General features: G+C 51.3%; 15 protein-coding genes. 10 read left to right on the top strand and 5 right to left on the bottom strand.

What is annotated here, in order from left to right; genetic code table 11:
* Positions 1-108 precede the first annotated feature (108 nt).
* The 8 genes from GX117_10120 to GX117_10085 all read left to right on the top strand — a co-directional run bounded on the left by GX117_10120 (position 109) and on the right by GX117_10085 (position 7476).
* Positions 109-1275: a VCBS repeat-containing protein gene (locus tag GX117_10120; protein ID NLO33692.1), complete on the top strand. Its 1167-nt coding sequence runs from the start codon at positions 109-111 to the stop codon at positions 1273-1275.
* 267 nt (positions 1276-1542) lie between these two features.
* Complete coding sequence (locus GX117_10115) at positions 1543-2418, top strand: hypothetical protein (protein NLO33691.1); 876 nt, start codon at positions 1543-1545, stop codon at positions 2416-2418.
* 273 nt (positions 2419-2691) lie between these two features.
* The gene (locus GX117_10110; protein NLO33690.1) at positions 2692-3351 is read left to right on the top strand and encodes a YggS family pyridoxal phosphate-dependent enzyme; all 660 of its coding nucleotides are present in this window, start codon (positions 2692-2694) and stop codon (positions 3349-3351) included.
* Positions 3352-3451: 100 nt separating this feature from the next.
* On the top strand, positions 3452-4462 hold the full coding sequence (pheS, locus tag GX117_10105) for a phenylalanine--tRNA ligase subunit alpha (GenBank protein ID NLO33689.1): 1011 nt from the start codon (positions 3452-3454) through the stop codon (positions 4460-4462).
* Position 4463: 1 nt separating this feature from the next.
* Positions 4464-6236: a phenylalanine--tRNA ligase subunit beta gene (locus GX117_10100; GenBank protein ID NLO33688.1), complete on the top strand. Its 1773-nt coding sequence runs from the start codon at positions 4464-4466 to the stop codon at positions 6234-6236.
* Positions 6237-6254: 18 nt separating this feature from the next.
* Positions 6255-6857, top strand: a complete 603-nt coding sequence (locus GX117_10095) for a hypothetical protein (GenBank protein NLO33687.1) — start codon at positions 6255-6257, stop codon at positions 6855-6857.
* Positions 6854-7150 carry a hypothetical protein gene (locus GX117_10090; GenBank protein NLO33686.1) on the top strand — a complete coding sequence of 99 codons (297 nt, stop codon included), beginning with the start codon at positions 6854-6856 and terminating at the stop codon, positions 7148-7150. Before GX117_10095 ends, GX117_10090 begins: the two co-directional genes overlap by 4 nt.
* A complete protein-coding gene (locus GX117_10085) occupies positions 7147-7476 on the top strand; it encodes a cell division protein ZapA (protein NLO33685.1) in 330 nt (109 codons plus the stop codon). Before GX117_10090 ends, GX117_10085 begins: the two co-directional genes overlap by 4 nt.
* A gap of 7 nt (positions 7477-7483) precedes the next feature.
* Here the strand turns inward: GX117_10085 and GX117_10080 are convergent, their stop codons facing one another.
* Positions 7484-8695 (bottom strand): DUF3810 domain-containing protein, encoded by a 1212-nt coding sequence (locus GX117_10080; GenBank protein NLO33684.1) that lies wholly within the window; start codon positions 8693-8695, stop codon positions 7484-7486.
* A 1-nt stretch (position 8696) separates the two neighbouring features.
* Positions 8697-11351, bottom strand: coding sequence for a hypothetical protein (locus tag GX117_10075; GenBank protein ID NLO33683.1), 2655 nt, complete (start codon positions 11349-11351; stop codon positions 8697-8699).
* Positions 11352-11629: 278 nt separating this feature from the next.
* Between GX117_10075 and GX117_10070 the strand changes: the two genes are divergently transcribed.
* Entirely contained in the window at positions 11630-12625 is a 996-nt protein-coding gene (locus tag GX117_10070) for a 3'(2'),5'-bisphosphate nucleotidase (protein ID NLO33682.1), read from the top strand.
* A 76-nt stretch (positions 12626-12701) separates the two neighbouring features.
* Here the strand turns inward: GX117_10070 and GX117_10065 are convergent, their stop codons facing one another.
* Genes GX117_10065 through pgsA form a run of 3 tightly spaced genes read right to left on the bottom strand, consistent with a single transcriptional unit; the run spans position 12702 to position 15062 of the window.
* Positions 12702-13283 (bottom strand): hypothetical protein, encoded by a 582-nt coding sequence (locus tag GX117_10065; GenBank protein ID NLO33681.1) that lies wholly within the window; start codon positions 13281-13283, stop codon positions 12702-12704.
* A 9-nt stretch (positions 13284-13292) separates the two neighbouring features.
* Positions 13293-14435 carry an alanine racemase gene (gene alr, locus GX117_10060; GenBank protein ID NLO33680.1) on the bottom strand — a complete coding sequence of 381 codons (1143 nt, stop codon included), beginning with the start codon at positions 14433-14435 and terminating at the stop codon, positions 13293-13295.
* A 15-nt stretch (positions 14436-14450) separates the two neighbouring features.
* Positions 14451-15062 carry a CDP-diacylglycerol--glycerol-3-phosphate 3-phosphatidyltransferase gene (gene pgsA / locus GX117_10055; protein NLO33679.1) on the bottom strand — a complete coding sequence of 204 codons (612 nt, stop codon included), beginning with the start codon at positions 15060-15062 and terminating at the stop codon, positions 14451-14453.
* Between the two features lie 172 nt (positions 15063-15234).
* Between pgsA and GX117_10050 the strand changes: the two genes are divergently transcribed.
* On the top strand, positions 15235-16505 hold a 1271-nt coding region (locus tag GX117_10050; GenBank protein ID NLO33678.1), incomplete at its 3' end, for an O-antigen ligase family protein.

Genomic DNA, 16505 nt, shown 5'->3' with positions numbered 1-16505 from the left:
CCCGCCTTTCCGCACAAGGGGAACGTTCTTCTACTGTCCTTGTTGACAGCATATCTTTTATTCTTTCCCCTGACCGTCATGGGCGACAATCAGGGGCGCAGTTTTTCCGTGCTCTCAAAAACCTGGCAAGTGGGGCCCAATCCAAATGACATTGCCATAGCCGATTTAAATGGAGATGGGCTGCCCGACATCATCACAGCTGATCGCGGTGAACTTCACGATCCCCGCGAAGAAAGGCCCGCCAATGATGAATTGTCCATACTCATGGCAGATAAAGCTTTCGAATATACGAGGCGGCATCCCTCACTGAAAGCGGGCAGCGCCCCTTATGCCATTGCCATTGCCAATGTGGACAATTTGAAATGGCCTGATATTATAACGGTCAACTTTCTCGCCTCACGTCAACGGCATATTTCTGTCTTTTTAAATCTCAAAGATGAAGATGTCTTTTCACCCTTCGAGTTTAAAATCCCGGAGACAGGAATGGATTATCTGTGCCATCGCGACGGAGAAGGGATTCCCCTATTCACCGTGCCGGGACTGACTTCCGTCTTAGTCCGCGATTTAAACGGAGATGGGTTACGCGATTTATTGGCTACCGGCTGGAGCAGCGACATTATCTTGTTCATGGCGGGGCATAGCGAAACGATCTTCGCTTCCCCCCAATATATTCCTGTTTCCGGCGGCCCTTGTGCCATGGCCTTATCGGATCTGGACGGAGACGGCATTCCCGACCTCGTCGTAACCCTTTACACGACGGGAGAAATCGCTTTATTTCGCGGAACAGGCAAAGGCGGGTTTATCCCCATGACCCGTTTCAAAACGCGCGGCGAATTGCCGACTACGGTGGTTGTGGAAGACATGAATAACGACGGCAAACCGGACATCGTAACAAGCCACGCCCACACAGACGACTCCATTGTCATCTTTTATGGAGACGGTCCTTTCTCCTACTCTATGTCGCAAGAATTGATGCTTGGAAAAGACCGCAACACCCTCGAACATGAAATACGGGCTATTGCTGTGGCCGACTTAAACGGAAACGGCAGAAAGGATATCGTCGCCGCTTGTCATGCCTCGGGCAATGTGGTGGTGTTATTGAACACGTCGACAGACAGCTCAGCCAGACAGCAATTCCGCACAGAGACCTATGCCTTTAATCCTGGTAAACCACGAACCTTAAAAATCGCCGATTTGGATAATGACGGACATCCCGATATTGCCGTAGCGCTATGGTCCACCAACAGCGTGGCGCTCATGCGTAATCTTCGCTAATGTACCACGACTACCCCGACCGATGAATTGCCCCTTCTTGCGCCTGACAACGTGTTCTGGTTACAATGAGTTCTGGACATAGGGTGTGCTCGCAGCAGCCGACAAAAACCTCTTCCTTCGATTACGAATGTCACAGCAACGCGAAGAAAGAGCCTTTGGATTGCTGGTGCTATGGTTCATCCGATCTATAGTAAACACGCCTTAGACAACAGCAGTATTGGGTCGCGCTCACCGGCGGCTTTACCTTTTGGAATTAAGGAGAAAATCATGCGACAAATGGATCGACGTTTATTTTTACAGTTGACAGGAGCCGGATTACTTGGCTTAAGTGCCAAATCTTTAGCAGCTGCTGATACGACCGCATTCACAAGTATCGCGTACAATGTGCTTGCCTTCATTGGCTTCCCCGAAACCGATGAGAACCGCAGCAAATTAGAAACGGACCGCGATCAGCTTCCAGAAGTAACCGCTAAAGCATTGGCTGAATTTTCCCCAGACCTGATCAACTTGTCTGAAGCACCTTTTGAACCCCTCGTTGAACGTTTCGCCCTCACCTTAAACATGCAGCATGCCTATTTCTCGACAGGTGTCAAAGGATCGCCTAGCTACCCCTGCGGATTTCCCGGCGCTATTGTCACCCGCTTTGACATTGTCGACAGCGAAGACCGACCCAGTGCGGGCGCTGCCCATAGTTCCGCCCTATTCACCAGACATCTGGGTCGTGCAGAACTGAAAACGCCTTGGGGCACGCTGCATGTCATTACCACCCACTTCCACGCCCACAAACAAGACATTCGCATCCAAGAAACGGAAGCGATCATTGCCCTGATTGAGAAACTTCGCAAAACGGGCGAAGTGCTTTTACAAGGCGACTTAAATCATAAACCCGGCGACCCGGAACATAAGCTTTTGCAAGAAGCGGGACTGGTGGACATGAATGCACAACTGGGTATTGGCGATGTGCCGACCTTTAACAGCGTCGATCCTAAATATCAAATTGATTACATTGTTGCTACTCCGGAACTCGCGGAACGGGGACAACGCGCCGAAGTGCTCAACAAAGTGCCCTTTGTTCCCAATCCTGACGACCCCACTTCCTACGCCTTAAGTGATCATATGCCTGTATTGGTTGGCTTCAAATAAAATAGAATGACACAAGATTTTTAAGAATCCTTTTTCATGTAGATCACAGAAAAAAACTTGTGTCTGAATAGGTGACAAGCCGCGTACTCCTAAGAGCAAAGCAGTCGATTTATGACAGAATACGCTTTAAAGAAACTTGGGCGTACTCCTCTTGCCGCGCCATTTTTAATAAAGAAGTAGTCCGATCCGCTTGGCTTGTTCTGTATCTAGTGCGGCAGATTTGTTAAACTCGCTGCCCTGCTCATTCTAAGGGGAGCAAAAGGCATCTCATTCATGCGTGAACGATTGTTGTATAATCTAAATCAAATTCAGGGAAAAATTACGGAGGCAGCAGTCCGCGGCGGGCGTGATGCGTCAACAGTCAAGCTGGTCGCCATAACCAAAACGGTGTCTGTCGATGAAATACAAGTCCTCTATGATTTAGGCTTACGCCACTTTGGAGAGAATCGCTTAGCCTCGGCACAACCAAAAGTTGATGCGCTGCCCAAGGATATCTTCTGGCACTATATAGCGCCTATACAAACACGCAAGGCAGGCGATGTGGTCACCCTATTTTCTGTTGCTGATGCCGTTGACCGCGTGAAAGTTGCAGAGAATCTGCAACGACGCTGTGAACAACACGATAAAAGTTTAGAAATACTGATTGAAGTGAATGTCAGCGGAGAAGCGTCGAAGCATGGCTTCACGGTTGCGGAAGTGCCCGAAGCGCTCAAGGAGATGGGCGCTTTTGATCGCCTGCGGGTCAAAGGCTTGATGACGATGGCTCCCTTTGATGCGCCGGAACAGGTACTTCGTTCTTGTTTTCGCAGCTTGAAGGAATTGACACAATCGTCAGGCTTGCCGGAATGCAGCATGGGAATGAGTAACGATTATGAAATAGCCGTCGAGGAAGGTGCCACACAAGTGCGGATTGGGCAAGCTTTATTTATATAATAGGGCTTATGAAAATAGTGTTCTCATCCGGACGCTAATCCTGAGCAATCAACAGGGACTTCAGTCCTTATTTATACACGTTAAATTAGGGTGTTTTTTTATGAAAGAACAGATTGAATCACTGCGACAAGAAGGGCTCGCCGGCATTACCGCGGCAGCCGATCTCAAAAGTTTGGAAGAACTGCGCGTCGCCTTCTTAGGGCGCAAAGGGAAATTGACCGAAATTCTGCGCGGCCTTGCGAAAGCATCCGTAGACGAACGCCGTGAGATCGGTCAGCAAGCCAACAGCTTGAAAGAAATTCTCGCCGCCGCCATTGACGAACGTTTCAAAGCATTAGAACGTACTGTACAGCAGCGTAAGGCAATGGATCAAAGTGTTGATTTGTCGCTGCCGGGCCGACGGGTTGCTACAGGCCATCTTCATGTGCTCAACCGCATCCGTGAGGAAATCGAAGACATCTTTACGCAGATGGGATTCCAAGTGGCGACAGGTCCCGATGTAGAAACGGAATACTATAATTTCGATGCTTTGAATACGCCGGACGATCATCCCGCTCGTGATTCACACGATACCTTTTTCGTACAGCCTGGCGTGGTATTACGTACGCAGACCTCACCCGTACAAATCCGCGTGATGGAACAGACACCGCCGCCCGTCGCCGTCATCGCACCCGGTCGTGTGTACCGTGTTGATTTGGATGCGACCCACAGCCCCATGTTTGTACAGATGGAAGGGCTGTTGGTAGATAAAGGGATTACCTTCGCCGATTTGAAAGGCACCTTGATGCATTTTATCCATAGCTTTTTCGGCGCAGATGTGAAGGTGCGTTTTCGCCCTCATTTCTTTCCCTTTACCGAACCGAGCGCTGAAGTGGATATCCTCTGGACGGCAAAAGACCGGCATACGGGCGAGACCAAAAGTAAGTGGCTTGAAATTCTGGGCTGCGGCATGGTGCATCCCCAAGTCTTCAAAAATGTTGCCTATGACTATGAACAGTATTCCGGATATGCCTTTGGTTTAGGGCTTGATCGCATCGCCATGGTACGCCATGCGATCAGCAGTATCACCCACCTCTATGAAAACGACCTAAGATTTTTGGAGCAATTCTAACATGCAAATATCACTGAACTGGTTAAAAGAATTGGTGCCGCTGCAAGTGAGTACGGAAGAACTTGCGGAACGTATGACCATGCTCGGAATGGAAATTGAAGCGATCCGAGAGCCCGGCAAAGAGATCAAAGATATTTATGTGGGGCAGATCGTGGACATCCAGCCCCATCCCGACGCCGATAAACTGGTGGTATGCCAAACCAACATTGGCGGAGAGGAGCCCCTCCAAATTATCTGCGGCGCAACAAATATGAAAGTCGGCGACAAAGTGCCCACCGCCATTGATGGATCTTGCCTCCCCGGCGGCTTCAAAATCGGAAACAGGAAAATGCGGGGCGTCCAATCCTGCGGCATGATGTGTTCACTTCGCGAATTGGGATTGGGAGAAGAGCATGCAGGTCTCATGATTCTTGATCCCGACGCCCCCATCGGCGCCGATATCAAAGAGGTCTTGGGCCTAAATGATGTGGTCTTCGAAATCGAAGTAACCCCCAACCGCGGCGACTGGGCAGGGATGATCGGGGTCGCCCGCGAATTGAGCGCCTACTACAACCTTCCTCTGCAACTGCCCGAAATTCACTTAGACGAGGAAGGCACTGCAGCCAAAGAAGTCTCCGGCGTCACCATTGAAGACCCGGATTTATGCCCCCGCTATGCCGGCCGTGTCTTGCGCAATGTGGTTATCCAAGCCTCTCCTCCCTGGCTTTGCGCACGGCTGATCGCAGCCGGTCAACGCCCTATCAATAACATTGTCGACATTACCAACTATGTGTTGTTGGAAACCGGGCACCCGCTGCACGCCTTTGATTTTGATAAACTCGCCGAAAATCGGATTGTGGTGCGGCGCAGCCGACCGGGAGAAGGCATAAAAACGCTGGATGAACAAGAGCACGCACTCACAGAAGATATGCTCGTAATCGCTGACGCCAAAAATCCCCAAGCTGTGGGCGGTGTCATGGGCGGCTTCGACAGCGAAGTAGACGCTAACACCAAACATGTCTTTCTCGAAAGTGCCTATTTTACGCCCCGATCCATTCGTTCTACTGCACGAAAACTCGCGCTTTTAACGGAAGCGGCACAAAACATCCAGCGCGGCGCCGATTGCAATATGGTGCCCTACGCCTTAAATCGTGCCGCCGCCTTAATGCAGGAACTCGCCGGCGCCTCTGTAGCGCCGGGCGTCTTGGATGCCTATCCTGAAAAACACGTAGCGCCTCAAGTCCGCTTGCGCTTTGATCGGACCGACAGGCTGCTCGGCGTGGCAATTGCGAAAGAAGAACAACAGGCAATTTTGAAAAAACTGGGATTCACCGCAAGTCAGGTTCGGGAGAAGGACTGCCTTTTAGAAGTGCCGTCGTGGCGCCACGATGTGACCCATGAAGCCGATCTGATTGAGGAAATCGCTCGTCATTACGGCTATGACCGAATCCCCGTCACTATGCCGCCTGTACGCCAGTCTGAGATAATTTTTGCGCCCCAAGAGAAAACCTTGCGCGCATTGCGGCACCGACTCGCTGCATTAGGCCTTACAGAAGTGCTTAACTGGTCCTTCTCAAGTAGGGAAAACGTGTCGCGCGCCCGATTGGAGACTCCTTCTTCCTCCATGGTCATGTTGGAAAATCCTCTGTCCGAAAATTATGCGGGCATGCGCAGTTCCTTGATACCTACTCTCTACGCCACCGCCGCCTACAATTGTAAACGAGGCGCAAACAGTGTTGCCATCTTCGAAGTTGGGCCTGTATATCTTCCGGTGGAAGATGAACTTTTACCCTAAGAAGTACCCACCCTCGCCGTGCTCCTTTGCGGAATTACTCCCGGCCTGTGGAATGCGCCGGAACGGCCTTGGGACTTTTTCGACTTGAAAGGCTATCTGGAATCTACCGCCGATTTCTTCAATCGTTCTTTCCAACTCGATACTTTGGAATCTCCGGCTTTCCAACAAGGTCAGCGGGCATCAATCAAATTGCGCAAACAAGATCTGGGGCAACTCGGAAAAGTGGATCCCCAAGTAGCCCGCGATTGGGACCTGCCCGAAAACAGCTATGTCTTCGAGTTGAGCCTTGACTTTTTGTTGGCCAAACCGCTGCCGCCTGCGCAGTTCGAAAGCATTCCCCAATATCCGCCGGCGCTGCGTGATATTGCACTTGTCGTCGATAAAGCGGTTCCTGCAGAAACAATTATCAAAGCCGCTGCCAATGCAGGCGGCGCACTCTTAAAAGCAGTGAATATCTTTGATGTGTATTCGGGGAAACCGCTGCCGCCTGATAAAAAAAGCGTGGCGCTCAGCCTGCTCTTCCAATCTCCCGAACGTACACTTACCGATAAAGATACACAAAAAGCGATGGATCGTGTCGTTAATGCCGTCGTTAAAAACTGTGGAGCCGTGCTGCGATGAATCCTTTTCTTAAACAGTATATTTCACGGATCAGCGCCTCTGTTGAAAACCTAGAAGTTTTGCTGGAAAGACATGAAAGGCTCTTGCACGCAGCGCAAGATGAAAAAGAACAAAAAGTTCAGGAATGGTGGAGTATCGGCCGCAACTTGAAAACAATGGAACATACGCTCGCCCGTTTGCCTTCCCTTGAAGACGAGAACCAACGCCTGCGCGAACAAAATCTGGAAATACGAGAACGCACCAAACGCATCCTAACCATCGCCAAAGCCATATCCGGATCAATAGAGCTATGACTTCAAAAGCAGCAACAACACGGGTAATCATTAACAAGATACCTGTTGACCTGCCCATTTATCTTGATTTGAAGACGACCCATAGCATTGCCCAAGAGATCGAAGCCTCTATGAAAGCTTTCGAAGAAGAACATCGATTCGTGGATACGCAGCTTTTCGCTATCCTAACGGCTTTTGAATACGCCGTACAAAAGCATAAGAGTGAGGCGAAGCAAGAACACGATATTCAAGCGCTAATCCGGGAACTGGATGCCATCGCAACAAGACTAACGGAGCTGGAAGAACGCTTTCATATTGCGCCGCTCCCCGACGAAGAGCAACGCTAAAGTCTTTCTATAATTCCATGGAAGCTGACTCCACTTCCGCCGCGGTCAACTCTTCTTCCTCGGTCTCTGCCGCTGCTGATGACGAAGGAGACTCAGGCAGCGTGAGATAGCCGCTGCGCCACGCCTGAACCAAAAGCTGCGTGCCACGCCCATAGCTGCGTACCCCTTCCCGAACTCCCTGAGATTTTAGATAATGATTGTAGGCGCGCCAACTCCATTTCTGAAACCAGTCAATACGATACTTCTGTCCTGCCTCATGGGCAGCTTGGATATCCGCACGTGCCTGTTCCGGCAGTCTGGCTATCGCCTCTTTACGCTCTTCAGCAGTCAACTGGTTGGCGACACTCACGTAGACGGTTAATGCCACGGCATAGCGTGCATAGGGATGATCGGCCTGAAGCCCGGCAATATAACTAATCAGATTGGTTTCCCCTTCATCACAAACCCCCGCAATATGGCCCAGCTCATGAGCGCCTACGGATACAAACCATGTGTCGGGAAGGCCGCCATCTACATGAGGCTCCAGCGTAAAAGGCGCACAAACACCAGAGGTGCCGTTCATGAGCAGCAACCCCGGCGGCGTCGCCTTAACACGTCTTGGAATACGTTTTGAACTACCTTCCCAACCGTTCACCATCTGCTCCATGGATTTGGACACAGAGGCGAGCGCCTCAGCAATGTTTCGATCCGAGTCCTCTTGCGGCTGGTCGCGATCAATCACCTGAAAAAGCCCTTCCTTGATAGAGGCCAATTCTTCTGCAGACACTGCTTCCCCGTCAAAGGCTAAGCGTTCTTCAATGGGTTGACGGGCATAGCCCATGCCCCAAAAAATTAAAAACCAAAGCCAGATAAGCGGAATAACAAAGAGCAGCCATTTGGGCCCCCACAACAGTCCCCGCCAGCGAAAACGCTGATGCCGCCGGTAGCCCATAACGCAAGCGAGGATCCACAGCACGATGAATAAAAAGGGCGCTGCGGCGACCATAAGGAGAGATAAGGAAAAAGGAAACGACGAGGTCACCGGTATAATGAGCTTTGCCATAACCGGGTAGAAGCCGCAACTATAGAGCTTTTCGACGACAGCCGGAGCAGGTTGGAAAAAGTACCACAACCCAAGAGGTACCCAAAGAACCAAAGACATAAGAATAAAAAGACCATGTCTGCGCAATGACCTCCGCGGCTGCGGAACGGCCGTTTCTTCTGAGTGTTCTTCTTCCATCTTATTCCTCTTCAGTTGTGTGGGTATCTCCTGCATTTTTAAGAAGCGCTGCAATTTCCGGAAGAATTTCTTTTTTTGCCAAATCTAGAGGGGTCATGCCTTGCCCATCAGGCGTATCCGCCGGCGCTCCGGCATCCAATAAGACTTGCACAAGATCCGCATTGCGAGCGTGTACGGCAAGGTGAAGCGGGCTTTGGCTGCCATCACTCAAAGCGCATAAAGAAGGATCTGCGCCGTGATCCAATAAGAGCTGCAGGACGGGCAGATCTTTTTTGCGCACGGCACGATACACGGGCGTGCACCCGAAACATGCCGCGTCCTTGTAGTCTTCATAGACGGCAAGCAATCGCTTCAAAAACGTTACATCCGACCGCTCCACAGCATTACGATATTCGTCAATCACGACCGCTTCGTAAAAGAGGACGGTGCTGCGCAGCGCATTTTTGCTCGCCAACTGAGACGAGCTGAGCTCCTCCATTTCGTCCAACGTGGCAAAAGCGTTCATCGCCGATACCAAAGGCGTCTCCCCCGCTTTGTTCAACAGTGTAAAGTCAGCGCCGCGAACGAGCAGCAGTTTCGCTGTACGATGGAAGCCGCCGCGGGCGGTCAAATGCAGCGCCGTATCTCCATGGATGTCAGGCGAATTAATATCAATGCCGCGCACAAGAAATAATTGTACCGGTCCCCAATGGCCGTTTCGGGCGGCGGCATGCAAGGCGTATTGATCTTCTTTATCTTTTAAAAAGAGATCGGCACCGCCTTTGGCCAATTCCTGCACATTAATAATGTGCCCTCTCCCCGAAGCCAGATGCAGCGGTGTCCGCCCCTCCACATCTTGCGCGTTTACTTCAACACCTTTTTCCAACAGAAAAATAACAGGCGCTTCCGATCCGTAACGGGCTGCCATATGAAGCGGCGTCAACCCATTCTCCGCACGAATATGGACATCAAGCCCCGCATCGCAAAGCCACGTCAATGCATCGGCGGTTTCACTGTAAGCGGCGGGAAAGAGCAACGATTCGCCCAGATTACTCATCCGATGCAGGTCAGCACCTTTCTCGGCTAATAGACGGGCAAGTTCGTAATGATCTTTTTGCAGCGCAGCGTAGAGAGGCGTCTGACCGAGGTCGTCGTCCGTATCAACGGGAGCGCCTTTGTCTAAAAGCGACTTCACCACGCTTAACAGCCCGTTCCGTGAAGCCAGATACAGGGGGCCTTCCCCTTTTTCGTTGACAACAGAAAGATCGGGATCTTTGGCAATCATCAACAATGCCGCCTTCTCTTCTTTCTTTTGTATCGCAAGAAGCAAGGGCGTATCACCCACTTTATCGGGAGCGCTTATGTTGGCTCCACGGTTCAGCAGCAATTGAATCATATCCAAATGATTACTGTCCACAGCGATGTGCAGCGGTGTCCAGCGGCGCTTATCCGTTATATCCAAGCTGGCACCATGATCCAATAATAACCGTGCCATCTTTATTTTGTTCTTTTCCGCGGCAAGATGCAGCGCTGAACAGGCGCTGCCGTTCTTAATATCAATAATGAATCCTTGGTCAAGCAGAAAGAGGGCAGCCTCCGGCTGATCCCATTCCACCGCGGCGTGAAGTGCCGTATCACCGCGCACAGAGGGATAGCCCATATCGGCTCCCTGATCAATCAGAAATTGCATCATGTCCACATTACCGTCCCGTGTTGCCTGCATCAACAAGGTGTACCCATAGAAATCGGGCGCGCGATCGTTGGGAGTCACTTCAAACTCAAAGAATGCTCGCAGACATTCCGTATAGCCTAAACGTACGGCAGACATCTGCGGCGTTATCCCTTCATAGGAAGGGGCAGGTTGAACATCATGTTCGAGTAAAAAGCGCACCGCTTCCACTTGATTGCCGCCAACAGCACTGTGCAATGGGGTGATCCCCACACGGGTTGCCATGGAAAGGGCGGTGGGCTCATTTTCAACGTATTCTTCCAGGGCGCGGATATCGCCCGTCCCTGCATTGCTCAAAGGCCCCATATCAGCGCCTTGCTCGCGGAAATAAGCGGTCACGTCCCACTGTCGCGCTTGACCGGCAACGGTATAAGCAGGCAAATAGAGTGCATCATTAAAACTTTCCATCGGGTTGGCACCGTGCTCCACAAGATAGCGGACACAGTCAAAGCTGCCTGCGGCAGCGGCAACATGGAGCGGAGAATAAAATTCTGAATTGACAGCGTTCAGTGGAATACCATCTTCAATAAGCATATCCGCTGTGTATACGTCATTGGCTTTGACCGCAAGATGCAAGGCTGTATTCCCCAACAAATCCTGCGCCATCAAATCGTCGCCCCCATCGAGCAGGGCGCGGACCAACTCAGGATGCTGATTTTCCGCGGCAATGAGAAGCACATTCTTGCCCTCTTCATCGCGCAACTCATCTTTAGCGCCTGCCTTCACCATATCCAACGCCGCGTACAACTCGCCCGCTTTCGCAACGCTGAGCAAGGTATCTGTAAGCGACACCTCCTGCGAGGAGGTGGTATCCTCTATCGCGTCGGGAGGCGTCGAAGCTTCTCTCAATTCGCCGGCAGCGGCATCTGCGCCAAGGGCATACACCGCGAAAGACACCGTAACTATGAGACAGGCAAGACCTGCTATCCAGAGATGTTTCCTCATCATCTATTCCTTGAACAAAAAGAAGGGTGACAACCAAAAAAATCCTTATGAGGGTAGTGGGTAGCTTATCACTCGCCCTCAAAAAAGTCAATAATTTTCTACTTACTTCTTTTTATAGACCGAGAACTGCGCAGTCAAAAGACCGCCCTTCAGAATCAATAATACCTGCAAAACAAGCATTCCCGCAATAAGGCTTGATACCGTAATTCTCTCTTATCCCCTGCAACGGGGTATAATGTTTTTTTCATCGTCGCTGTGTAATCCTCTACAAAGGAAGTGTCATGTTTCCTGATGCCCCGTCAGAAATTCTATTCATTGAAAGGCTGCTCTATGAAAGCGCCGCCCTTGCCCAAGCAATACGGGAAGATGGGCAGTTGCGCAGCCTATCTAAAAGTGACCGATCACCGGTGACCGCTGCAGACTTCGCCGTACAAGCATTGGCATCGTATCGCTTGCAAGCCGCCTTTCCCGGCGCTGTACTCGTTGGCGAGGAAGGCGCGCAAGCCCTGCGCAACGGAGAAGACCGTGCACTCCTTGACACGATTGTGCACCACCTTAGCCCTTTCATTCCCGAGGTAAACGGCAACGCCCTCTGCGATTGGATCGACGGCGGCGCGGGCGCGCCTAATGATAACTTCTGGACGCTGGATCCCATTGACGGAACCAAAGGTTATATCCGAGGCGGACAATACGCCATTGCCTTGGCATGTATTCGCAACGGAACGGTTGTTTACGGCGGCTTGGCTTGCCCTGTCCTTGATCTACAGGACCCTTCATCCGACACAGGCGGGGGAATCGTCGCTGTGGCAGGGCGGGGACACAACGCTTGGTATACGTCGTCGAATGACAACCATGTATCCGTCACTGAAATGCGCGTTTCCACTTGCGACAATTTGAGCGAGGCACGGCTTATGCGCTCCTATGAAGGAGCCCACACCGATGTAACTGCCATGGAAAAGCTCGGGCAATTGCTCGGTATCACGCAGGAACGGCACCTGCCTATGGACAGCCAAGCAAAATATACCTTCATGGCCGCGGGAGGCGCTGAAATGTTGTTCCGCCTCTTATCCCCTGCTCAGCCCGATTATCGTGAGTGTATTTGGGATCAAGCGGCGGGCTCACTCCTACTCGAAGAGGCAGGCGGCAGGATAACCGATTTAAAGGGCAAGACCTTGGACTTCTCTCAAGGGAAACGGCTCAACGCCAACGAAGGTCTTTTTGCCTCTAACGGGCTGCTCCATGATCTCGGTCTCAACGCGCTCGCATCGTTGTTATAACACAAGGGAATGTTTACACATCCTCACTTCGGGTGGAGCTGCTGCGATTTGTACCTCGGCGACGCCTTCTTTTCGGTTAAGATCTGGAGGATTGGGAGGAGGGCTGTTTCCGGCGCTTCTCCGCTGCCGCTGCTTTCTTAAGCAGTTGCTCCCGCACACCGGCGAGAACTTGTAGAGAAGAGCTGCTCAATTGATCCTGGATCAAGTTTGCGCGATAAGGCTTCTTTTTTTGAATCTTTTCGAGAGCACTTTTCTCAATCCGAACAATAGATTCAAGGAAATAATCGGATTCCATGACGAGAGCGCCCATACCGCGGCACTGACTGCGCAGGCTGCGGTCATTACTCACCACGATGCAATGAATACGATCCGAAGCCTGATAAATAAGCCTTTCGATGACGGAATCGGCCGTGGTTTGGGGCGGCGAAAAAAGAAACGTCATGCTGCCTTTTCCCTGAGACTGGGCGGGTGAATAATCTTGTTGTTGCCTTCCGTCAAAAACGACCGTTACTTCACAGTCACCATTCATGGCGAAAGATTGCACCTGTTCCAGGAGGATATCTCTTGCCCGTTCAAGATCATGAGCCGCTTCTTTACGCAACCGTGCCGAGGCATGCAGGATATTAAAGGCGTCGATGAAATAGCGGGTTGTTGTCATGGCAGCGCTTTAGTCCTGCTTATCCTTGCTTTGCTGTATATATTCGCGACAAACCCGCGGCCCTATTCCGGTGAGAATATCGTAGGGAATGGTCCCGGCTTTCTGTGCCAATTCTTCCGCCGTGATTTCCATGTCTCTGTCTTTACCAATGAGAATAGCCGTATCCCCTTGGGATACGCGGGGCAGCGCAGACACATCGACGACTATTTGATCCATAGATACGGCGCCGCGCACAGGACAGCGTTTCCCACGGATCAGAACATCGGACTTATTCGCCAATCGATAAGGATATCCATCGGCATAACCTACGGGCAGGATTGCCGTACGCGTGGGGCCATAGGTGGTATAGCTTCGGTCATAGCCGATGTTTGATTGCGGAGGCAGTTCACGGAGTTGGATAATATTGGTTTCCCAACGCAAGACTCGCTTAAGCAATTCCTCTTTTATTCCGGTTTTCGAGGGCCACACACCATAAGAGATCAATCCGGGCCGTACCGCGTCAAAATAGCTGTCCCGATAATTGACAATGGCTGCACTATTGGCAGCGTGGGCGATTTCATAAGGGAAACCAAGTTTTTGCAGCTGCTTGAGCAATTGCTTGAAAACTTTAATCTGATTTAAGGTGAAAGAATCTTCCTCAATGTCTGCGGAGGGGAAATGGGTGCAAATCCCTTGAATATCAATATTGGTAATGTGTTTGATATGCTGCAGCATCGCATTCGCTTCATCGTGCCAAATGCCTTGTCTACCCATGCCCGTGTCGATCTTGAAATGGATGGGGACGACTTGATTCATGGCGTAGGCGATGGCGCCGATATCGTCGGCAAGGCCCTTGTCAGCGACCATCAGGGTGAGCTTGTTTTTAATGGCGTCTTCTAAAGCGCGCCGGGGCGGCTGTAACATAACGAGTATGGGCGCTGTCATGCCGCTCTCGCGCAGATAGAGGCCTTCATCGACGGTGGCAACGCCTATCAAAGCCACGCCTTCGTCGACGGCCGCTTCGGCGATGGCGCGGAGACCATGTCCGTAGGCATTGGCTTTGACGATCGGGATCATACGAACCGTATTGCCCACGACTTTGCGGATAAACGCAAGATTCGCACGGTAGGCGTCAAGGTCAATGATCACTCTGGAATTGGCATTACGGGACATAGATCAAACTTTTCACTAGATTTGGTGAAGCTTTAACGCCTTCCAATTTGCCCAGAAAAACTGAATACCGGAAGAAATGGTGTAGGCTGCAACCAAAATAATACCGACAAGCGAAATGTATTGCAGCGCCGTCGCATAGTTTTCTCGGCTGCCCGGAAGTCTATCAAACAGCGCAGGGGATAGACAGGCGAATCGCCACAAAAGGAGCAGCGCCATGACCACAAACACATAGGTCATTTGAAGTACGGTTTTTGCTTTTCCCCACATATTGGCAGGGATAACGGCACCTTCCGTAGCGGCCAAAGAGCGGGCGCCCGTAATGAGGAATTCGCGGGCGAGAATCGCGATGACCGCCCAGCCGGGAATAAAGAGATCGGGCACGCCCATGAGCATGATAAAGGCCGAGACCATCAAGATCTTATCCGCCACCGGATCAAGCAATTTTCCGAAATTGGTGACGAGATTTTGTTCCCGTGCAATCTTACCGTCATAATAATCGGTGATGGACGCCACGATGAATAATAGATACGCAATCGTGTAGCAGCCAACATGATCAAAAGACATGCACAAAACAAAAAAAGCGGCTAAAATACAGCGGGCAATTGTTAAAAGGTTGGGTAAATTCATAATGGCTGTATCTTAGCAAAATTACGACTCCTATAACCAACCGTCACCGAAACTTTTAGCAATCAAGAAGGAATTGCACAGGATTGAGAGCCTGTGGTAACGTCTTGTCAAGCAGTTGTTTGAGCTGCTCTTTCTCATCAGATAAACGGGAGATCCCGCGGGATAAACAAGGATGACGCTTATAACGCGCATACTGAAAAACGGAACGGCAACGGCATGGACCGCATTAATCATTGCCTCAACCTTGGCGTGGTCTTTTCACCTCCTCTCTTTTTTGCATGCCAAGGATCTGGTGCTGGCAATAGGGCTGCCTCTTGTAGCATGGCTCCAATACCGCAGCAAAGTGTCCGTGTCCCTAAAGGGTTTTTTGCAGATTGCGCCCCTGTGGTTAGGACTCCTTATTTGGGGAGTCTCCGGTATGGTGACGGCACAAGTCCCTTCCTATTTGCTGGAAAATATAATTCGTTGGCTCCTGATCCTGACGGCTGCCGCTCTTATCCTCGCTAATTTCGATGTATTCGGCGGCAGGCGCTGGCTCTATAACACGATTCTCGGAGCGGGAGCGGCAGTAAGCGCCCTGGCCCTACTGCAATACGCGGGTTTGATAACCTTGCTCCTGCCCGTATTTCCCGGCTACGACCAGCCTGCCTATTCGGTTTTCGGTAATCAAGATTTGTTGGGCGGCTATACGGCTTTCACCCTTGTACTGTTCCTCTCTCTGTGGTTTAGATCAAAAAAAAGGAAGCGCGGCTTTAGTTTGTTTCAAGCCATGGTTTTCGCCCTGCTCTTGGCAGCATTGATCGTGTCCTCCTCCCGTTCTGCCTGGCTCGCCGCTGCTCTGGGCGGCCTGTCCATCATCTTATTGCCGGGTGGTATTCAACGCCTTCGCCGATCGCTGCGCGCAAGACATCGGAATGCTTTGTTCCTGCTTCTTCTCGTGGCCATGGCGCTGCTGGCGCTCAGTGCTGCCCAGCTCTATGAGCGCAGTGCCGCGAGCTTTTCCGAAGACGACGTGGGCGGTCATGCACGGCTGTGGTTTTGGGCAGGCGCCGCGGATATGATCCGGGATCACCCATGGCTGGGGGTAGGACTCGGTCAATTCGCATACTGGAGTCCTTCCTATCAAGGGCGCGTATTGTGGGCACCCGGCGGCGCGGCCTATTATCACAATGAACTGCATACCGATCACGCCCACGGGGAACTTTTGGATTGGATGTCTGAAACAGGGATCGCCGGGATCCTCTGCTGGATTGTCTTCTTTATCCTAACTTTTAGAAAACGAAACCCCGCACTGCCCGCTTTGATTACTTTGGGAGTCTTTGGTCTTTTCAATTCCTTTTCACATAGCACGCCCCACGTTCTGGCTATGTTGTTGCTTGCCGTACCCAAAGACTCCGTGACAGCCCGTCCGCTGCAGCTGCCGCGCTTCGCGCTCCTATGCCT

The organism is Candidatus Hydrogenedentota bacterium, from assembly GCA_012523015.1.
GTDB lineage: Bacteria > Hydrogenedentota > Hydrogenedentia > Hydrogenedentales > CAITNO01 > JAAYBJ01.
This window is presented reverse-complemented; position numbering and strand designations above follow the sequence as displayed.